Source organism: Pseudomonas sp. PDM24 (genome assembly GCF_019218905.1).
In the GTDB taxonomy this organism is placed as follows: Bacteria; Pseudomonadota; Gammaproteobacteria; order Pseudomonadales; family Pseudomonadaceae; genus Aquipseudomonas.
In genome coordinates, this window is record NZ_JAHUWR010000001.1 from 1,258,541 (window position 1) to 1,279,939 (window position 21,399).

Sequence of the window (21,399 nt, forward strand, 5' to 3'; positions counted from 1 at the left end):
TTATTGTTTTTGTGTCTTCCTGCGCAGGAAGAATGTGCACTGATTACAGCCTTCAATTGATGGGGTGACAAATCATCCATCGCACTGTGACCGATACTTTTTTGCACTGGGGTTTGGGGCGGGAGATGCAAGGACAGGCTTTGCAGAGGCGGGCGGTCATTGAATTTGTATAGATTTCACCGGCCCCTTCGCGGGCAAGCCTCGCTCCTACAGGGTGATGTGGTAAGGCTTTGCAGAGGCGGGCGGTCATTGAATTTGTACAGGTTTCATCGGCCCCTTCGCGGGCAAGCCTCGCTCTTGTAGGAGCGAGGCTTGCCCGCGAAGGCGATCTGAAAATCACCACATGACCAAGGTCTTCAGCCCAGGTTTTGCTCAGTCAAACGCTGCACCGCCAACCGCCGATAGTGCGACGGCGTCATGCCCTTGAGCTGTTGGAAACGCCGGTTGAAGTTGGAAATATTATTGAAGCCCGATTCGAAACACACATCGGTCACCGTTTTGTCGCCATCGGCCAGCAGCTCGCAGGATTTGCTGATGCGCAGACGATTGACGAATTCGATGAAGCAGCGCCCGGTGGCCTGTTTGAACACTCGGCTGAAGTAGGTCGGCTTCAGGCCCAAGTGCTCGGCGACTTCTTCCAGCGGCAGTTCCCGGGCGTAATGGGCAAAGATGTAATCCACCGCCCGGTTGGTGCGGTCGATATTGTGTTCATCGGCCAATTGCGGCGTCGTGGCACCGGACAGCAACTGATAGTCATCGGATGCCGCCAGCAACTCCAGCAGAATGAAAAAATGCCCGAGCCGGGTCATGCCCTTGGTATCAGCGATGCGCTGCATCAAGGTCATGGCCTGGCGAATCGTGCGCTTGCAGCGAAACTCGATGCCGTACTGCGCGCGCTCCAGCAAGGGTGCAAGCGTCTTGAGCTCGGCGAACACCTGATGGCCGCTTTCGAACAGTTCGTCAGTGAAATTGACCAGCATGTCGCGTTTGGGCACCACTTCGTCTTCGGCCACCTGGCTGATCCAGTTGTGAGGCAGGTTGGGACCAGTCAGGAACAGCGTTTCCGGGTAGAAGTTACCAATGTAGTCACCAATGAACACCTTGCCGGAGCTGGCGACGATCAGGTGCAGTTCGTATTCCTTGTGGAAATGCCAGCGCACCAAAGGGCACGGGAAGCCATGCTGACGATAGATGATGGACAACCCGTTATGGTCGTCCATCAATTCGTAGGAAGGATCGGTAACTCTGGCTGGTCGGCTCATGTCAGGACACTTTTATTGTTATCGCCCGTTGATCATGCCTCTTTCCAGGCTCTCTGTACCAGCCTGCGACACTGACCGTGGCTGCTCGATAGCGAATGGTGGTCGAAGACAGCGATCAGTAGAACGTTTCGTAGGGCGTCCCTTCAAGTGCTGATAAGTTCTTGTTGCGTTCGGCGGGCGAAGCTCAGCATTTTCTTAAATGCGATTTTTTGCTTCAATCCACTGCGCCATGTATTGAGTGCTTTTGTGATGATGATGGCGCAACATGCTGCCGGTGAAGTTATCCCTTCTAAGTTGTGCCAGGTGTTGCTGGCAATACAACAACTTCTCGATCAGCGCCGGGCCATGTATCGCGGGCTGATAGCGATCGGCTAATAATTGCTGGCCATGGGATTGGGCACTCATCCAGAGGTCTTTGTCTTTATAAAGACGAACCGCACAATCGGCGAACTCGCGCGCGGTTCGGGTCACGGCGCCCGGCCACGGCTGTTCGCGGTGCATCGCTTCTGCGCCAATCGGGGTGGTGACATTGGGCGTGCCACACAGCATGGCGTCGACAATCTTGCCTTTGATACCCGCACCAAAGCGTAACGGCGCCAGGCATACCCGCGCCGCGGACATGACTTGCAAAGCATCTTCTGCCCAGTTCATCACATGAAACCCTTGGGCCGCATTGTGCAGGGCGGTGGCTTTGGGCGGCGTATAGGCGCCATAGATATGCAGTTGCGCCTCTGGGAGCTGTGCACGGATCAGCGGCCAGATCGTGGTTTTCATCCAGAGCACGGCGTCCCAGTTGGGCGCGTGGCGGAAGTTACCGATACTGAGGAAATGCGCACGGTCTTCAAAGGCTGACGATGCGGTGGTCAGCGGTTCGACCATCAACGGGCACCAGTGCAGCAGTTGTTGTGGTAAGCCGAACTGCTCGACCAGCAATTCAATCTCCACTTCGGAGATCATCAGGTTCAAGTCGCAGCGATACAGCGCGGCGATCTCCCGTTTTGCCAGATCGGTACCGGCCATGAGCTCGAACTCTTCGCGCAATGCAGGGGCGAATAACTCGCTGAAATCATTGGCGTCATCACTGGCCTTCAAGCGCTCCTTGAGTCGCTGATGCCGGGCATGTCGCAGGCTTTGCAGGTCGGAGGTCTCCAGCACGCGCAAGGCGTCGGGGCAGTGTTTCTCTACTCGCCAGCCGAACTGTTCTTCCATCATGAACTGGTCGAACAACACGATATCCGGTGCCAGTTCACTGACAAAGGTGTCGAAACTGCTGTTATTCAACTCGATCGGCACTTCGCGGATGCCCAACGCGGTCAGGTCCGCACGGTGCTCACCGGTGCCGGCCGGGCTGCTGAAGGTGATGTCCCAGCCTTGCTGCAGGAACATATCGAGAATTTGCATCACATGCCCACTGGCCGCAGAAGAGCGGGGCTCGGGCCAGACGTAACCAATCACCAGGACTTTGGTTGCGCGGGGTTGACTCATTGACGGGTATTCCTTGACGCGGGTAGAGAACGCAGAAAATCGGGGGGGAAAAATCAGGCCTTGAGGATGTCCTTGACCTTGTCCCGCAACTGATCAATGGAAAACGGCTTGCCAATGATATGCATGCCGTCAGGCACCTCGATGCTTTCGGCATAGCCGCTGGCGAACAGAATCGGCAATTCGGGACGCAGCATGCGCGCCTGCTTCGCCAATTCCCGACCGTCCATGACCGGCAACCCTACATCCGTCATCATCAAGTCGATGTCCTGGTCTTCATCATTGATGAACTCCAGCGCCGCTTCACAGCCATCCGCCGCAAGCACCTTGTATTCGAGCTCCTCCAGCACATCGACGATCAGCGTGCGTACGATGGCATCGTCTTCGACGACTAGAATGGTGGAGGTGTCTGCGGACATAGTGGGGCTCTCAAAGGTTGAATTCGCGGTTGCCGGACAATCGAAACCGCCGGGTTCTTGCGTGATTGAGTGATGAATCACGACAGGTGCCCGACGCGCTACAAAAACAATAGCCGCACAAGAGCCGCAGAGAATAACCGCTCCTTTGTCCCAGAGCAGCTAAATGCAGGTTTTTGCCGCAAAACATGTCAGAAAAATGGATGAGCCCGGACGTTTTGGGGCAGACTCGATGCTTTTCAACAGTACGACAAGGCTTCCCCATGACCTCTGCGTCCTCGGTTGATGAGCAACGATTCCGTAAACTCCTGAGCCGCAACGTCAGCCTGCCATTGGGTGTGGGCGTCATCAGTGCGGTTTTCTTCGTTTCGCTGATCACCTACCTGCTGTCGGTGATTCAGTGGGTCCAGCACACCGACCGGGTGATCAATAATGCCAATGAGGCGATAAAGCTGACCGTCGATCTGGAAACCGGCATGCGTGGGTTCCTGCTCAGTGGCGACGAACATTTCCTCGATCCCTACGAGACGGCCAAGCCGAGAATCGCCGTCGCGCTCAATACCTTGCTCGAATTGACTGCCGACAATCCGGTCCAGACTGATCGTCTGCGCCGGCTCCAGGCCTTGCAGACAGAATGGGCCAATTACGCGCAAGCGATGATCGATTTGCAGCGCGCCAGCGGTGACTACCGTGGCGCCGTCAAGGCCGGGCGTGGCAAGCGGCTGACCGATGAGATCCGCAAGCAATTCGAAGACGTTATCGACCTGGAGCAGCAGTTGCGTGGTACACGCAACGAGGAAGTGCGCCAAACCACGATCTGGAGCATCGCCCTTTATCTGCTGTTCGTGGCCGCTATCAGCGGGTTGCTGGCCTACATTGGTCGTCGGGACTTGCTCAAACTGTCGCAAAGTTACAGCACCAATCTCGCCGGACAACAGGCCAGTGCCCGGCGCCTGGAACAGCAAGCCTGGTTACGTAACGGCCAGACCGAACTGGCCGAGCAAGTCCTGGGGCAGCTATCGCTCAATGTATTGGGGCGCAACATTTTGCAGTTCTGTGCGCAATATTTAGGCACGGCGGTCGCGGCGATCTATGTCCGTGAGGATCATGGTGGCCTGAAGCGTATCGCGTCTTACGGTTTCTCCCGGGAGCAGGAAGCGCTTGAACAGCAGATCTACAGTGGCGAAGGGATTGTCGGCCAAGTGGCGCAACAGGCGCGTTTGATTCGTCTGGATGACGTACCAGGCGACTACTTCAAAGTCAGTTCCGGCCTGGGCGAAGGTTTACCGCATAGCGTATTGGTGGTGCCGACCAGCGATGACGATCGGGTCAACGGTGTGATCGAACTGGGGTTCCTGCGCACGCTGACGGATCGTGATGTTGAACTGCTCGAATTGATTGCCGGCAACATCGGCACCTCGATCGAGGCCGCTCGCTATCGTCAACGTTTGCAGGAGGTGCTGGCCGAAGCCCAGCAACTCAACGAAGAGCTGCAGGTTCAGCAAGAAGAACTCAAGAGCGCCAACGAGGAGCTGGAAGAGCAGTCGCGGATTCTCAAGGAATCCCAGGGGCACCTGGAAACCCAGCAGGTAGCGCTGGAGCAGACCAACGAACAACTCGCCGAGCAGGGGCAGATCCTGGCCGCGCAACGCGATGCCATGGACCAGAAAAACACCGAGCTGAATCTGGCCCAGGTTGAGCTCGAAGCGCGCGCCGAAGAGTTGCAGCGCTCCAGCAAGTACAAATCCGAATTCCTCGCCAACATGTCCCACGAACTTCGCACGCCGCTGAACAGTTCGTTGATTCTGGCCAGGCTGCTGGCGGAAAACCCGCAGGAAAATCTCAGTGCCGAGCAGGTCAAGTTCGCCGAGTCGATCTATTCCGCCGGCAATGATTTGCTCAACCTGATCAACGACATTCTCGACATTTCCAAGGTCGAGGCCGGCAAGCTTGAGGTGCGAGCGGAAAACACCAGTGTCGCGCGTCTGGTGGAAGGCCTGCGTGGCATGTTCCAGCCGTTGGCTGCGCAAAAGAACCTGGATTTCCAGGTGCAATTGCTGGCCGATGCGCCCCTGATGCTGTTCACCGACCGCCAGCGCCTGGAGCAGGTGATCAAGAACCTGCTGTCCAACGCCGTGAAGTTCACCGAGAAAGGCACTGTCAGCCTGAGCGTCGCTGCTCAACCGGGCGAGGGCATTGCCTTTATCATCCGCGATTCGGGCATCGGTATCGCGCCGGATCAGCAGGAAAGCATTTTCGAAGCCTTCCGTCAGGCCGATGGCACCATCAATCGTCGTTACGGCGGCACCGGCCTGGGTTTGTCGATTTCGCGTGATCTGGCCACGTTATTGGGCGGCTCCATCAGCGTGACCAGCACGCCTGGGCAGGGCAGTGTGTTCACCCTGGTGCTGCCGCAGCACTACGTCGAACCAGACGAGGCGATGAATGCAACGACAGTGGCCGAGCCTACAAACGCGGTGATTTCTGCGCCTGGGCCATTGATTGCCGACGTCGACATTCCGCGTTTCGACGATGATCGCAACAAGGCGCCATTCGCTACCCGCCGCATCCTGGTCGTGGAGGATGAGCCCAACTTTGCGCACATTCTTTACGATCTGGCCCATGAACTGGGTTATCAGTGCCTGGTGGCCCACGGCGCCGACGAAGGTTACGACCTGGCCATGCAGTTCCTCCCTGATGCGATTCTGCTGGACATGCGCCTGCCGGATCACTCCGGGCTGACGGTATTGCAGCGTCTGAAAGAACATGCCGCAACCCGGCACATCCCGGTGCATGTGATTTCGGTCGAAGACCGTGTCGAGGCGGCCATGCACATGGGCGCCATCGGTTATGCGGTCAAGCCCACCACCCGCGAGGAGCTCAAGGAGGTATTTGCCCGCCTCGAAGCCAAACTGACGCAGAAGGTCAAACGGGTCTTGCTGGTTGAAGACGATGATGTGCAACGCGACAGCATCGCTCGGCTGATCGGCGACGAGGACATTGAAATCACCGCTGTCGGCCTGGCGCAGGATGCGCTGGACCTGCTGCGCACCACGATTTTCGACTGCATGATCATCGACCTGAAACTGCCGGACATGCTCGGCAATGACTTGCTCAAACGCATGTCGACCGAGGATATCTGCTCGTTCCCGCCAGTGATCGTCTATACCGGACGTAACCTGACCCGGGACGAAGAGGCCGAGCTGCGCAAGTATTCGCGTTCGATCATCATCAAGGGCGCTCGCTCGCCCGAGCGGTTGCTGGACGAAGTGACACTTTTTCTGCACAAGGTCGAATCCCGCTTGTCCCAGGAGCGTCAGACGATGCTCAAGATCGCCCGCAGCCGGGACAAGGTTTTCGAGGGCCGTAAAGTGCTGTTGGTGGACGACGATGTACGCAACATCTTCGCCCTCACCAGCGCGCTGGAGCAAAAAGGCGCAATCGTGGTCATTGGTCGCAACGGCCGTGAGGCGATCGAGAAATTGAATGAAGTCGAGGACATTGACCTAGTGCTGATGGACGTGATGATGCCGGAGATGGATGGTTTCGAAGCCACCCTCGAAATCCGCAAGGACCCGCGCTGGCGCAAGCTGCCGATCATTGCGGTGACGGCCAAGGCGATGAAGGACGATCAGGAGCGCTGCTTGCAGGCCGGTTCCAACGACTATCTGGCCAAGCCTATCGACCTGGATCGCCTGTTCTCTTTGATTCGTGTGTGGTTACCGAAGATGGAACGAATCTAGTGGAGCGCGACACCGAAACCGAATTGCGCTTATTGATCGAGGCGATCTACCTCAAGTACAGCTACGATTTTCGCGATTACTCCAGCGCGTCGATCAAACGCCGGGTCAATCACGCCTTGAGTCAGTTCGAGTGCAAAACCATCTCGGCGCTGCGAGAGAAGGTTCTGCATGATCCGACCGCGTTCATGCAATTGCTGCAATTGCTGACGATTCCGGTCAGTGAAATGTTCCGCGACCCTTCGCATTTCCTGGCGCTACGTCAGGAAGTGGTGCCACTGCTCAAGACTTATCCGTCGATCAAGGTCTGGATCGCCGGTTGCAGCACTGGCGAAGAGGTCTATTCGATGGCGATTCTGCTGCGCGAAGAAGGCCTGCTGGATCGCACCATTCTCTATGCCACCGACATCAACCCGCACTCGCTGGATAAAGCGCGGCAGGGGATTTTCTCCCTGGAGAACGTCCGGGCCTACACTCACAACTACCAGCAGGCGGGTGGTCAGCGGTCGTTCGCCGATTACTACACGGCGGCCTATGGTTATGCGATTTTCGACAAGAGCCTGTGCGACAACGTGACCTTCGCCGATCACAGCCTGGCCACCGACAGTGTGTTCTCGGAAACTCAATTAATTTCATGTCGTAATGTATTGATTTATTTCAATAAAAAGCTTCAGGGTCGTGCGTTGGGCTTGTTTCACGAATCGCTGTGTCATCGGGGTTTTCTGGCACTGGGTAGTAAGGAAACCGTGGATTTCTCGGCCTATGGCAATCAATTTGAAGCATTGGTCAAACCAGAACGGATCTATCGCAAATCATGAACAGGGCAGTGCTGGATACTCATCGGCTGGATCTTCGCGGCATTGACCGTCTGTTTGTCGAGCTGGAACGAATCGTATGTTAAGTAATGTCCTGGCCAAATTACTGATCGTCGACGACCTGCCGGAAAACCTTCTGGCGCTCGATGCATTGATCAGGCGTGAAGACCGTATCGTCTACAAAGCCCTGTCCGCCGACGAAGCCTTGTCGCTGTTGCTGCAGCATGAATTCGCCATGGCCATTCTCGATGTGCAGATGCCCGGCATGAACGGCTTCGAGCTGGCCGAGTTGATGCGCGGCACGGAAAAAACCAAAAACATCCCGATTGTGTTCGTCAGTGCCGCCGGCCGCGAGCTTAATTACGCGTTCAAGGGCTATGAAAGCGGTGCGGTAGATTTCTTGCACAAGCCGCTGGACGTTCATGCGGTCAAGAGCAAGGTCAATGTCTTTGTCGACCTGTATCGCCAGAGCAAAGCGATGAAGCATCAGGTCGAAGCGCTGGAGCAAAGTCGCCGGGAGCAGGAGGCGCTGCTCAAACAGTTGCAGAACACCCAGAATGAGCTGGAGCAGGCGGTGCGCATGCGTGATGACTTCATGTCCATCGTGGCTCATGAAGTCCGTACGCCGCTCAATGGCCTGATTCTTGAGACTCAGTTGCGTAAAATGCACCTGGCCCGGAATAACGCTGCAGCATTCACGCTGGACAAGATGCACGCCATGGTCGACCGCGACGAGCGGCAGATCAAAAGCCTGATCCGCCTGATCGAAGACATGCTCGATGTGTCGCGGATCCGCACCGGCAAGCTGTCGATCCGCCCCAGTCGGTTTGACCTTGTACAACTGGTGAACAATCTTCTACAAAACTTTGCCCCGCAGGTCGAGGCCGCCGAGTCGTCGATGACCTTGACGGCCGAGCAGCCGGTGGTGGGCCACTGGGACGAGTTCCGTATCGAACAAGTGATTTCCAACCTGCTGACCAATGCGTTGCGTTATGGCGCCAAGAGCCCGATTGACGTACGCGTGTACAATCAGGACGGGCAAGCGTGGCTCGAGATTCAGGATCGCGGTATCGGGATCGGTGAAGAGGATCAGCAGCGCATTTTTCAGCAGTTCGAACGGGTTTCCGCCAAGGCCGTTGTGGCGGGGTTGGGCCTGGGGCTGTTTATTTCGGAGCAGATTGTCGCCGCCCACGGTGGCTCCATCACTGTCGAGAGCCGGATTGGCGAAGGCGCCTTGTTTCGCGTTTGTCTGCCGCTGCAGGAAAACAGCCCAATAAACGCAACCTCTGAGTGACCGCACGGTCGTATCAGCAGCTATTGACCGAACAAAGGCTTTCCATGAGTGAAGATGCACAAGATGTGGTACTGATCGTCGAGGATGACCCTTCGATCTTGATGGTGCTGTCTGCTTATTTGTCGGGTGAGGGGTACCGGGTGCTGCAAGCCGAAAACGGCGAGCAGGCCTTTGAAATTCTGGCGAGCAAACCGCATCTGGACATGATGATCACCGACTTCCGCTTACCGGGGGGAATCACTGGCGTGCAGATCGCCGAACCCGCCGTGAAGCTGCGACCGGAGCTCAAGGTCATCTTCATCAGCGGTTACCCGCAGGAAATTCGCGAGACCGACAGCCCGATCACCCGCAAAGCGCCGATCCTGGGCAAGCCGTTCGATCTGGATGTGTTGCAACAGATCATGCAGGACATGCTGTCCTGAAGACGGCTGGCCCCCCATAGGAGCTGCCGCAGGCTGCGATCTTTTGATCTTAAAGCCCTTGCTGCAACGCCGGATCGTCGGGGTTTAGCTGCTCCAGCTGTGCCAACAGAATCTGCACGTTCTGCAACTGACCGCTTTCCTTCCAATAGTTGATCAAGAGCACACGCGCCTTGCGATCGGCCGGGTGGCGCTGGACGATTTCCTGCAGCTGGTTCTGCGCCGCTTCCAGCTCTTGCTCGCCATGCAGCGTGGTGGCCAGGTCGTAGCGGTAATCCTTGTTGTCGGGCTCAAGCTCCACGGCTTTGGACAACCCGAGCAGAGCGAACTCACTTTGCCCGTGATGCAGCAACCAAAGCCCCAGGGCATGTTGCAGGTAGGCCGAATCGGGCTGCGCCTTTAATTGCTTGGCCAACAATTGCCTGGCCGCATCGCTTTGGCCCTGTTTATCCAGCACTTCGATCTGCATCACCAGTGCCGGCAGGTTGCCGGGCTCCAGTTGCAACGTGCGTTCCAAGGCCTGCTGCGCATTTTTCAGCTCGGCATTGTGCAAATGCAGGCGCGCCAGTTGATATTGGGTTTCAGCACTTTCCGGCCGATGCTTGAGGACCTGTTCCCAGGCGTCGATGGCTTGCTCCAAGGGGCCGAAATACAATCCCAGCTCATCCGGCGTCAGACCCAATAACGCGTTGACCGCCGCAAACCGGACGTTGGGGTCGCTGTCATCGAGTAAGGGGCCCAGCAACAGACTGCGCTGTCCACCGGGCACCAGCCCGCTGATGCTTTTGATCGCCGCGATGCGCACATCCGCCGAGGGGTGTTGCAGGTCTGCATCGGCCAGTTTCAAAGCTTGCGGGCTTGGGTAGTTGGGCAGTTCGGCATGCAGCCAGACACGACGCTTGGTCGACAGGTCAGGGCGCCCCAATTGCTGATAAAGCACCCGCGCCGCCCCCGGTTGACCTGCACGAGCCTGGGCCAGCGCTTCGCTGTAGCCATGCTTGATCGCCGCCGGCACCACGGGCGTCGTGCTGCGCAGGAAAAACCAGGCGAGGGCGAGGGCAAACAATACACAAACGCTGATGAGCAAGTAGCGGCGGGACTGAGGCATGCAGGAATCCGGGGTGGCAGGTTTTTGCAAGGTCATCAGCTTCGGTCAGGCCGGGCTGTGAGTCAAACCAGGAGTGAGGTTTTCGCGATTCGAGCCTTGGGGGCGTAGAACTGTCCAATCCTGACACCCCCAAATCCATGTGGGAGCGGGCTTGCTCGCGAATGCAGTATGCCAGCCACAGAATATCTGTCGGATGTACCGGCCTCTTCGCGAGCAAGCCCGCTCCCACAGGTTCTGTGAAGAATCAAAAAAAAGCCCCGCGACCGAATGAGGCGCGGGGCAAAAGAATTGGTTGGTTGCGGCCAACCAAAGGAGCTCGTTGAAACGTTACTTGCTGGCGACCGTCTCTGGTTGCCAGCCGCCGCCAAGGGCTTTGTAGATCGCGACAATGCCGCGATACAAATCGACTTCGGCCTGGGCCTGGGTGTCTTCGGCTGCGAGGCGCTCACGCTGGGCATCGAGCAACACGAGGAAGTCCACGGTGCCTTCGCGGTAGCGAATGTCGGCCAGATCCGCAGCGGCGCGGCTTGATTCGCTTTGACGAATCAGCGAGATCAGGCGCTGCTGACGTTTGCCGTAATCGCTGAAGGCGTTTTCCGACTCTTCCAGCGCCAGCAGCACTTGCTGCTCGTAGGTCGCCAGGGCGCCTTCGGCTTCAGCATCGGCACCGCGCAAACGGGCGCGCACGCTGCCCAGGTCGAATGCCGCCCAGGTAATGCTTGGGCCCAGTGCCCAGGCGTTGGCCGCCGAGGAACCGATCTGCGACCCGCGCCCGGCGGTGAAACCGAGGAAGCCGCTGAGGCTGACCCGTGGGAACAAATCAGCCTTGGCCACGCCGATACGGGCGGTGGCGGCCGCCAGTTGGCGTTCGGCGCTACGGATGTCCGGACGCCGTTGCAGCAGCTCGCCCGGATCACCGATGGGCAGGGCCTTGGCGATGGCTGGCAAGTCTTTTGGACTCAAGTCGACGGTCAGCTTGTCCGGACGCTCACCCAGCAGGGTGGCGATGCGGTTGCGCTGACGCACCTGTTCGGCCTGCAGTTGCGGCACGCTGGCTTCGACAGACGCCAGGCGCGCATCGGCGCGAACCACGTCCAGCTGATCGCCGACACCTGCATCACGCAGGCTTTCGGTGATCTTGCGCGATTCCTGCTGGTTGTTCAGGTTGGCCAGGGCGATCTTTTCTCGCAGTTGTGCACCGCGCAGTTGGCCATAGGCGTCCACCAGTTCGGCAATCATGGTGACTTGCAGTTGGTAAAGATCGGCTTCGGCGGCCTGCTGTTCAGCGTCGCTGGATTCCAGGTTGCGCTGGATGCGACCGAACAAGTCCAGTTCCCAGGCCATGTCCAGGCCCAGGTCATAGCGTTCACTGCTGACCCGGTCGGTGGTCTGGCCGGGAATCTGCCCCTTGGCCAGATCACTGCTGGCGCGGCTGGTGATGGTCGGCATGGCGTCATTGCTGGCGTCATCGCGAATCGCCCGGGCCGCTTTCCAGCGAGCGAAGGCCACGCGCAAATCACGGTTGCCTTGCAAGGATTGGGTCACCAACTGGTTGAGGGTCGGATCGTCGAACTGCTGCCACCAGATGCCTTCGAAACGGGCGCGGTCGAAGTTCTTCTGACCGGCGCTGCCATCGGTGGCGGCCGTGATGTTGGCCGCCTCCGTGGTTGGGGTTTTGTAGTCCGGGCCAACGGCACAGGCACTCAGGGCCAGCACCAGAAGGCTCGGCAGGAAGGCTTTCAGGCTCATTGTTGCGCCTCCAGTTGCTTTTCCAATTTCAGCGCCTTGGCCGCTTTGCGCGCTTCACCGCGCTCCACAAAGTTACGAATCAGTACGTAGAACACTGGCGTCAGCAACAGACCGAAGAAGGTCACCCCGAGCATCCCGGAGAACACCGCCACACCCATGGCATGACGCATTTCGGCACCGGCACCGCTGGAGAAGACCAGAGGCACCACACCCATGATGAACGCGAAGGAGGTCATCAGGATCGGCCGCAGACGCAGACGGCAAGCTTCCAGCACCGCTGCCAGCGGGCCGAGGCCTTCTTCCTGTTTATCCTTGGCAAACTCGACGATCAGAATCGCGTTCTTACAGGCAAGTCCCACCAGTACGATCAGGCCGATCTGGGTGAAGATGTTGTTGTCACCGCCCGAGGCAATCACACCGGTGATGGCCGACAGCAGGGTCATCGGTACGATCAGGATCACCGCCAGTGGCAGGCTCCAGCTTTCGTATTGAGCCGCGAGCACCAGGAACGCCAGCAGTACGCAGAGCGGGAACACGAACAGCGCTGTGTTGCCGGACAGAATCTGCTGGTAGGTCAGGTCGGTCCACTCGTAGGTCATGCCGTTGGGCAATTCGTCCTTGAGCAGTTTCTCGATGGCTTTCTCGGCCTGGCCGGAGCTGTAGCCGGGGGCTGCCGCACCGTTGATTTCAGCGGTGATGAAGCCGTTGTAGTGCATCACGCGGTCCGGGCCCGAGGTGTCGCTGACCTTGATGAAGGTCGCCAACGGGATCATCTCGCCACGGTTGTTACGCACTTTCAGCTGACCGATCTGGTCCGATTCGAGGCGGAACTGTTGCTCGGCCTGAACGTTGACCTGATAGGTACGACCGAAACGGTTGAAGTCGTTGGCATACAGCGAGCCCAGATAGATCTGCAGGGTGTCGAAGATGTCGCTGACGGCCACGCCGTGGGTCTTGGCTTTTTCCCGGTCGATGGCGGCATCGACCTGCGGCACGTTCACGGTGTAACTGGTGAACAGACCGGCCAGTTCCGGCACGCTGTGGCTTTTGGTGATGATGTTCATGGTTTCTTTGTACAGCTCGTCATAGCCCAGGTTGCCCCGGTCTTCGATCTGCAGGCGGAAACCGCCAATGGTGCCCAGGCCTTGTACCGGCGGCGGCGGGAAGATCGCCATGTAGGCTTCCTGAATCCCGGCATACTGGCCGTTCAATGCACCGGCAATCGCACCGGCGGACATGCTCGGATCCTTACGCTCGTCGAACGGTTTCAGGGTGACGAACACGATGCCGGCGTTAGGGCTGTTGGTGAAACCGTTGATCGACAGACCCGGGAAGGCCACGGCGCTTTCCACGCCAGGCTGTTTCAGGGCCAGGTCGGACATGCGCTTGATCACGTCTTCGGTACGATCCAGGCTCGCGGCATCCGGCAGTTGCGCGAAGGCCACCAGGTATTGCTTGTCCTGGCCGGGTACGAAACCGGTCGGGGTGTTGGAGAAACCGAAGAACGTCAACACCATCAGGCCGGCGTACACCAGCAAGGCGATACCGCTGCTGCGGATAACCCGGCCCACGGTGCCGACATAACCATGGCTGGCCTTGTCAAAGAAGCGGTTGAACGGACGGAACAACCAGCCACCGAAGAGCTTGTCCAGAACCTTGGAGAAGCGGTCTTTCGGCGCGTCATGGCTCTTGAGCAATACGGCGGCCAGCGCTGGCGACAAGGTCAGCGAGTTGAAGGCCGATATCACGGTCGAGATCGCAATGGTCAGGGCGAATTGCTTGTAGAACTGCCCGGTCAAGCCGGAGATGAACGCGGCCGGGATAAACACCGCACACAGCACCAGCGCCGTCGCGATGATCGGACCGGTCACTTCGCGCATCGCACGCTTGGTGGCTTCTACAGGGGTTAATCCGAGCCCGATGTTTCGCTCGACGTTTTCCACCACCACAATCGCATCGTCGACCACGATACCGATGGCCAGTACCAGCCCGAACAGCGACAGGGCGTTCAACGAGAAACCGAACAGGTGCATCACGGCAAACGTACCGATCAGCGAAACCGGCACCGCCACCAACGGGATGATCGAGGCACGCCAGGTTTGCAGGAACAGGATCACTACGAGTACCACGAGGATCAGCGCTTCGAAGAGTGTGTGAACCACCGCCTCGATGGAGCCGCGCACGAAGATCGTCGGGTCATAGACGATGCTGAAGTCCATGCCTTCCGGGAAGTTTTTCTTCAGCTCGGCCATTTTCTCCCGGACGTCGTTGGAGATCTGGATCGCGTTGGAGCCAGGGCGCTGGAAGATCGGGATCGCCACCGCCGGCTGGTTGTTCAGCAAGGAACGCAGGGCGTATTGGCTGGAGCCGAGTTCGACGCGAGCGATGTCTTTCAGGCGAGTGATTTCACCATTCTCACCGGAGCGAATAATGATGTTCTCGAACTCTTCCTCGGAAACCAGACGACCTTGGGTGTTGACCGACAACTGGAACGCCGTGGCATTCGGCGCAGGCGGAGCGCCCAGGGCACCGGCCGCTACTTGACGGTTTTGTTCACGAATCGCGGTGACCACATCGGTCGCGGTCAGGTTGCGCGAAGCAGTCTTGTTCGGATCGAGCCACACCCGCAGCGAGTAATCGCCCATCCCGAACAGCTGCACATCACCGACACCGCCCAGACGCGCCAGCTCATCCTTGATGTTGAGCAAGGCGTAGTTGGACAGGTAGAGCATGTCGTAGCGTTTGTCCGGCGAGGTCAAGTGCACAACCATGGTCAGGTCGGGCGAAGCTTTGTCGACGGTGATACCGATACGCGTCACTTCCTCGGGAAGCTTGGGCTCGGTCCGGGTCACGCGGTTCTGAACCTGCACCTGCGCGTTGTCCAGGTCAGTGCCCAGGGCGAAGGTGATGGTCAGGGTGATCTTGCCGTCAGCGGTGGACTGTGAGGACATGTACAGCATGTTCTCGACGCCGGTGATGGCTTGCTCCAAAGGAGCGGCCACGGTTTCACCGATGACTTTAGGGTTGGCGCCCGGGAAGTTGGCACGGACCACAACGGTCGGCGGCACGACTTCCGGGTATTCGCTGATCGGCAACTGGAACAGCGAGATGGCGCCGGCGATCAGGATCAGCAGCGACAGTACCGCTGCGAAGATCGGCCGTGAAATGAAGAATTGGGAAAAATTCATCGGAGTAATGGTCCCTTAACCGCGTGGAGTGGCAGCAGCCACTTTCACAACCGTACCCGGCGCGACCTTGGCAGGTGCGACTTGGGGCAGGTTGCTGGCTTCCAGCGCTTGTCGTTGTTGAGCCAGCGCCGCGAGGGTTTCCTGGCTGGCCATCGGGATCACTTCAGGGGTGACCGGTGATCCAGGGCGAACCCGTTGCAAGCCCTTGACGATGATGGTGTCGTCTTTGTTCAGGCCGCTGCGCACGATGCGCAGACCTTCGATCTTCGGACCCAGTTCGACGGGGCGGTAAGCCGTTTTGTTGTCGGCATCCATCACCAGCACGAACTTTTTACCCAGGTCGGTACCGACCGCTTCGTCGTTGATCAACACCGCGGAGTAAGTGCCGCTGCCCACCAGTTTCAGGCGTGCATAAAGCCCTGGGGTGTAGGTGCCGTCGCTGTTGTCGAACACCGCGCGACCGCGGATGGTGCCGGTCTTCGGGTTGACCTGGTTGTCGACGAAGTTCATCTGGCCCTGGTGCGGGTTGCCGTCTTCATTGGACAGGCCGAGGTAAACCGGCGTGGTTGCGCCGCGTTGGCCCTGGCGGGCGAGCTGGGTATATTTAAGGAAGACACGCTCGTCGGCGTCGAAGTAGGCGTAAACCTTGTCGGTGGACACCACGCTGGTCAGCGCGGTGGTATCGGCGGTCACCAGGTTGCCGGCGGTGATTTCCGCACGGCTGACACGGCCGCTGATAGGCGCAGTGACGCGGGTGAAGCTCAGGTTCAGTTTGGCCAGGTCCAGTTGCGCCTGGAGCGCGCCGACGGCGGCGCGTGCTTCTTGAGCGGCGCTGGTGCGCGAGTCGGCAAGTTCGGCGGAAATCGCGTTGCTGGTGCGCAGACGTTCGCCGCGCTGGGATTCGTTTTCACTGCGGGTGGCGGTGGCGCGAGCCTGGGCAACCAGGGCTTCGAGGCGGCGGACCTCAGCCTGGAATGGACGCGGATCGATCTGGAACAGCAGGTCGCCTTTCTTGACCAACGCGCCTTCGGTGAAGGCCACATCATCGATCTGGCCGGAAACCCGTGGACGAATCTCTACCGTTTCCGGCGCTTCAAGGCGCCCGGTGAATTCGTCCCACTCGTTGACCGGTTGCTCCAGCACCTTGGCCACGCTGACTTTGGCCGCGGGCATCGTGGCGGCAGCGTCCGGGGTCTTGCCGCAGGCGCTCATCACCAGCACGGCCAACAAGGCCAAGGGGAAGCGCAAATGTTTGAGTGACTGTTCCATGGATGCATCCGCCAATGTATTGAGATGGACGGATGATGCTTGGCGGGGTTGTATGGCACGAATCGAATGAACCGAAGGTAACTATCATTCGGAATGATATAAGTTCATTGCTAGCCCTCTAGCATGCACCTCCCATTGGCGGGCTTTCAAATGAAATGATGACAATTCAGTGTTGCACGGAGTGTAAGGATTGGCATTAAGCGCGTTGTGGCCATCGCGAGCAGGCTTCCACACATGGACCGGCGGCATACACAAATCCCCATACAAGGAGCCGTAAGTTGCGCAAGTAGGCCATGGACCCTGTCCCATTTCCTGAATGTTCAGGACTAAAGTTCGCGCACTTTCCCCACAAAAGACCTGATGACAGCAGAACCGACTATCCTTTCGGATAGTGAACGCTGCACTCTTGGCAAAAAGGGACGCCATGCCAGACTATGAACGCGCCATCAGCTCCAGACCCGGCATCACATGCGGTGATCGAACCTGTCTGATCAGGTTCTGGTTACTCAGGCCTTGGCTACTCGCTTCAATTACGGTTTGCTGTCTTTTCACGGCAACTCCCGGATACGCTGTCGAAAACGCCACGGTTACGGTGATTCAAGCGCAGGAAATCGTTTCCAGGGCCACCCTTGAAGCCGTTCGCTGGAGCGGCCCTGAATCCGGCCCGCGCGCCCTGCGGGGCAAGAACATCGCCCTTGTCGCAGAAGATTTGCGTAATGGAGGAATTGTCGGTGTCGCGCAGGGCGCTCGCGAGGCAGCCAAGGCGATGGGCTGGACACTGAAGATATTCGATGGCGCCGGATCATCGGCCGGGCGCGCAAAGGCCTTCGCCGATGCCCTGGCAGCGAAACCCGATGGCCTCATTCTGTGCGGCTCCGATGCCCTTGAGAACAATGCGGCGCTGATCCTCTTCGCCAACAGGGATGTGCCGGTGGTTGGCTGGCACGCCGGGGCACGCCCCGGGCCGATTGACGGCACGCCGGTGGCCATGAACGTCACGACCGACCCGCTCGAAGTGGCTCGCCTCACGGCCATGGCGGCCGTGGCACAGTCAAACGGACGCGCCGGCGTGGTCATCCTGACCGACTCCAAATACAGCATCGCCATGGCGAAAGCCAAGGCCATGGAAAACGTCATTCGGGCCTGTCGGGAATGTACGTTGCTGGAAATGCGCGATGTCGCGATCTCCGAAAGTGGCGAGAAGATGCCGGTGATCACCAAGGAGCTGCTTCAGCGCTATGGCAAGCGCTGGACCCACACGCTGGCCATCAACGATATCTATTTCGACTACTCGATTGCCTCATTGACCAGCGCCGCAATACCCAGTGACGGCATCAGTCTGTTGTCTGCCGGTGATGGCAGCGCTTCGGCTTTCTTGCGCATACAGGCAAAAACCTACCAGACCGTTACCGTGGCCGAGCCGCTCAACCTGCATGGCTGGCAAGTGATGGATGAATTGAACCGGCTGTTTGCAGGTCAGCCGGTGAGCGGCTTCGTAGCGCCGATTCACCTGGTCAATGCCGACAATATCGTCTTCGACGGCGGGAAGAAATTCCAGTACGACCCTGACAATGGCTATCGAGACATCTATCGCCACCAATGGAATCCCTGACATTGGACGTTACTTCCCGGCTCGGACGCCGGCTATTGCCGCAATCGCTACGCGCACAGTTCACACTGGCGTTTCTGACGCTGGCGCTGCTGATCCTGGCGAGTGGTGCAACGGCGGTCTACGCCTTGCGCACGTCAAACAACGGCACCCGCCAGTTGACGGAAGAACGACTGGTCCGCATGCAAAATGGGCAAGACATGCTGCAGCGTACCTTGCTGATCGAACGCCAGACCGATCAGCTTCTGACAACCCGCTCCCCCGACACCTTGCGTTCAAGCTATGCGGCGACCGTCGAACAGCTTGAAGCCCTTGATCAACTGGTGCAGCAGCTGACTGCCGCGAACAGTGGCGTGGCGATACTCGACATGCATCAGTCGAGTCAGATGTTCCGCAATACCGCCAACATCGTTGCGCAGTTGCGAGAAAGCCTGCTGCAAACCGAGGTCACCTTCAAGCAAACCATGGAGGATCACACCGCCCGGTTAACGGCGACCCAGACCCGGGCCAGCCTGGAACTGGCGGTGTTACTTTTCGATCTGCCGCAGGCTGTCGACAGTGATGCCGTGCAACGGCTGCGGATCCGATATGAGCGCCTGTCACGCACCACAGGCAAGCTACCCGACGCTAATGTCGAGATGCCCGATCTCTTCTCCCTGCGCCTGAGGCTCATCAATCAGCACAACGTCATACAGCACTTCAATGAGGAACTGAAGAACGAGGCCGGGGTTCTGGTCGCGGTGGCCCGTGCGCAATCCAGTGCTTACACCGAAGACTATCGCCAAGCCCTGCAGCGCCTGGTCGAGGACTCAAATCGTAGCCAGCAATGGGTGCTGATCATGTTGGGCGCCAGCCTGGTGTTTGCCTGGTTCGTGACCCGGGTCTTCATGGGTCGTCATGTGCTCGTGCGTCTGAATGAAATAAGCCGGCAATTGCGTCAGGAGCGCACTGATAAGACGCATTTGATGATGGCGGAACATGGGAAGGACGAGATCGGCAACATGGCTCGCGCGGTGAATCAATTTCTCAAAGACCGACTTCAGCTGGAAAAAAGAACGGTCCAATTGAGCATCGCCACAGAACGGCTCGCCTTGCAAAACAGCCGATTAGAGCAAGAAGCCGTCATCCGTGCCGGACAAGGTCATGTCCTGGAGCTGATCGCCAGGAGCACCGAGCTTGCAGAAGTCCTCGACAGCCTGGCTCACTTGGTCGAGTCCCAACTGGAGGGGATGATGGTGTCCATCCTGGTACTGGATGAGGATGGCAAACACCTGCTGCACGGGGCTGCGCCCAGTTTGCCGAAAGCCTATAACCAACTCATTGACGGGATTGCGATCGGTCCGAACGTCGGTTCATGCGGCACCGCGGTGTATCGACGAGAACCGGTCATCGTCACGGATATCGAGCTGGATCCGCTGTGGGAGGAGTACCGTTCAGTCGCCGCGCCCTATGGATTTCGCGCGTGCTGGTCGACGCCGATTCTGTCCCATGAACGCAAGGTATTGGGTACGTTTGCCTTGTATTCCAGCACCGTACGCAGCCCCAGCTCGACCGAGACGCGACTGATCAACATGGCGACACCGCTTGCCGGTATTGCGATAGAACGCCAACTGACCGAAAAGCGCATTCGCTATATGGGTGACCATGACGCACTGACCGGGCTGCCGAATCGCACACTGCTCGAAGACCGTCTCAAGCAGGCAATACTTTATGCTCAGCGCTACAGCCGGCTGGTGACGGTGGTGTTTCTCGATCTGGACAAATTCAAACTGGTGAATGACAGCCTTGGGCACAGTGCTGGAGACGAACTGCTGAAAACCGTCGCCCAGCGCATGCTGGAATGTGTACGCCGCACCGACACCGTCGTGCGACTGGGTGGCGACGAGTTTGTGATCATCCTGTTCGACCAGCCCTCAGACCTCGACGGCGTTACTCCCGCCCTGCACAAAATCCAGGAAGCCATCCTGCAACCGATTCAGCTCAGCGGACATACACTCCACGTCACCTGCAGCATGGGGTTGGCCACCTATCCCGCCGACGGCAGCGATACCGAGACGTTGCTCAGCAACGCGGACGCCGCCATGTACCGGGCCAAGGAGCTGGGGCGCAACAGTTACCAGTTCTATACGAGCGAGATGAATAACAAGGATCAGGGCAAGCTCGCCATGCAAGACGGGCTTCGAAACGCACTCAACCATGACGAGTTCCTGCTGCTGTACCAGCCACAGGTGGATTTGCAGTCAGGTCAGATTATCGGCGTAGAAGCACTGATCCGCTGGCAGCACCCCGAGCTCGGCATGGTGTCTCCAATCAAATTCATTCCGCAGGCCGAAGAGACCGGGTTGATCGTGCCCATCGGCGACTGGGTGATTCATACCGCGTGCAGACAGAACAAGGCCTGGCAGGATGCGGGCTGGCCGCCGATCACCATGTCGGTGAATATTTCAGCACGCCAGTTCATCGAAAGGGACCTGATCGACCGGGTGATGCATGCCTTGCAAGAAACCGGACTGGATCCGATGTACCTTGAGCTGGAGCTGACCGAAAGTCTGATCATGCAAGACCTTCAGCAAGCCATCAGCAAAATGAAGGAACTGCAATCAATGGGGATCAGTCTCTCGATCGACGACTTCGGCACCGGCTACTCCAGCCTCGCAGCATTGAAAAGTTTCCCGATCGCCAGACTCAAGATCGACCAGTCTTTCGTGCGCGATCTGCCCGACAACGAGAACGACAAAGCCATCGCCACCGCAGTGATTTCGTTGGGGCACAAACTGAACCTGAAGGTCATTGCCGAAGGTGTCGAAACCGAAGAGCAGCAAACCTTCCTGCGTGAAAACGGCTGCGATGAAATTCAGGGCCACTTTTTCAGCTGCGCGGTCAGCTGCGATGAAATCAGTCTGTTACTGCGTAAGCCCCGGTTGCCTCAACCGAGCCGCATTGCGAGCCCTGACTCGCTCAGGCGAAAACGCGTTGTAAAACGCCCAAGCAGTCCAATACCCGGGCGTTAATGACGCTGCGTACGGTAAAACGCTCGGCGTGCTTTAT

Annotated in this window: 13 protein-coding genes; 6 read left to right on the forward strand and 7 right to left on the reverse strand. The window is 58.3% G+C overall.

The window, feature by feature from the left end; all coding sequences use genetic code 11:
• Positions 1–356: 356 nt before the first annotated feature.
• From KW837_RS05775 to KW837_RS05785, 3 genes are all read right to left on the reverse strand, one after another.
• Positions 357–1,262 carry an AraC family transcriptional regulator gene (locus tag KW837_RS05775; protein WP_063343635.1) on the reverse strand — a complete coding sequence of 302 codons (906 nt, stop codon included), beginning with the start codon at positions 1,260–1,262 and terminating at the stop codon, positions 357–359.
• A gap of 195 nt (positions 1,263–1,457) precedes the next feature.
• Positions 1,458–2,747 (reverse strand): glycosyltransferase, encoded by a 1,290-nt coding sequence (locus KW837_RS05780; RefSeq protein WP_218394845.1) that lies wholly within the window; start codon positions 2,745–2,747, stop codon positions 1,458–1,460.
• 53 nt (positions 2,748–2,800) lie between these two features.
• Positions 2,801–3,163, reverse strand: coding sequence for a response regulator (locus KW837_RS05785; RefSeq protein ID WP_218394846.1), 363 nt, complete (start codon positions 3,161–3,163; stop codon positions 2,801–2,803).
• 260 nt (positions 3,164–3,423) lie between these two features.
• Between KW837_RS05785 and KW837_RS05790 the strand changes: the two genes are divergently transcribed.
• The 4 genes from KW837_RS05790 (at position 3,424) to KW837_RS05805 (ending at position 9,431) form a co-directional block, all read left to right on the forward strand.
• Positions 3,424–6,903 (forward strand): response regulator, encoded by a 3,480-nt coding sequence (locus KW837_RS05790; protein WP_218394847.1) that lies wholly within the window; start codon positions 3,424–3,426, stop codon positions 6,901–6,903.
• Positions 6,903–7,718 (forward strand): protein-glutamate O-methyltransferase CheR, encoded by an 816-nt coding sequence (locus KW837_RS05795; RefSeq protein ID WP_218394848.1) that lies wholly within the window; start codon positions 6,903–6,905, stop codon positions 7,716–7,718. The genes KW837_RS05790 and KW837_RS05795 overlap by 1 nt, the downstream gene beginning before the upstream one ends.
• 76 nt (positions 7,719–7,794) lie before the next feature.
• A complete protein-coding gene (locus KW837_RS05800; protein WP_218394849.1) occupies positions 7,795–9,009 on the forward strand; it encodes a hybrid sensor histidine kinase/response regulator in 1,215 nt (404 codons plus the stop codon).
• Positions 9,010–9,053: 44 nt separating this feature from the next.
• On the forward strand, positions 9,054–9,431 hold the full coding sequence (locus tag KW837_RS05805; RefSeq protein ID WP_008069938.1) for a response regulator: 378 nt from the start codon (positions 9,054–9,056) through the stop codon (positions 9,429–9,431).
• Positions 9,432–9,480: 49 nt separating this feature from the next.
• Here KW837_RS05805 and KW837_RS05810 read toward each other — a convergent pair whose 3' ends face one another.
• From KW837_RS05810 to mexE, 4 genes are all read right to left on the reverse strand, one after another.
• Positions 9,481–10,536, reverse strand: a complete 1,056-nt coding sequence (locus KW837_RS05810; protein WP_123496925.1) for a tetratricopeptide repeat protein — start codon at positions 10,534–10,536, stop codon at positions 9,481–9,483.
• A gap of 327 nt (positions 10,537–10,863) precedes the next feature.
• A complete protein-coding gene (locus tag KW837_RS05815) occupies positions 10,864–12,285 on the reverse strand; it encodes an efflux transporter outer membrane subunit (protein WP_123496923.1) in 1,422 nt (473 codons plus the stop codon).
• Entirely contained in the window at positions 12,282–15,473 is a 3,192-nt protein-coding gene (locus tag KW837_RS05820) for an efflux RND transporter permease subunit (RefSeq protein ID WP_007905573.1), read from the reverse strand. Before KW837_RS05820 ends, KW837_RS05815 begins: the two co-directional genes overlap by 4 nt.
• A gap of 15 nt (positions 15,474–15,488) precedes the next feature.
• Positions 15,489–16,742 carry a multidrug efflux RND transporter periplasmic adaptor subunit MexE gene (mexE, locus tag KW837_RS05825; protein ID WP_007905572.1) on the reverse strand — a complete coding sequence of 418 codons (1,254 nt, stop codon included), beginning with the start codon at positions 16,740–16,742 and terminating at the stop codon, positions 15,489–15,491.
• A 592-nt stretch (positions 16,743–17,334) separates the two neighbouring features.
• Here mexE and KW837_RS05830 point away from each other — a divergent pair.
• Together KW837_RS05830 and KW837_RS05835 are read left to right on the forward strand one after the other, a co-directional pair.
• Positions 17,335–18,354, forward strand: coding sequence for a substrate-binding domain-containing protein (locus KW837_RS05830; RefSeq protein ID WP_218394850.1), 1,020 nt, complete (start codon positions 17,335–17,337; stop codon positions 18,352–18,354).
• Positions 18,342–21,362, forward strand: coding sequence for an EAL domain-containing protein (locus KW837_RS05835; protein WP_218394851.1), 3,021 nt, complete (start codon positions 18,342–18,344; stop codon positions 21,360–21,362). The genes KW837_RS05830 and KW837_RS05835 overlap by 13 nt, the downstream gene beginning before the upstream one ends.
• Positions 21,363–21,399: the final 37 nt, after the last annotated feature.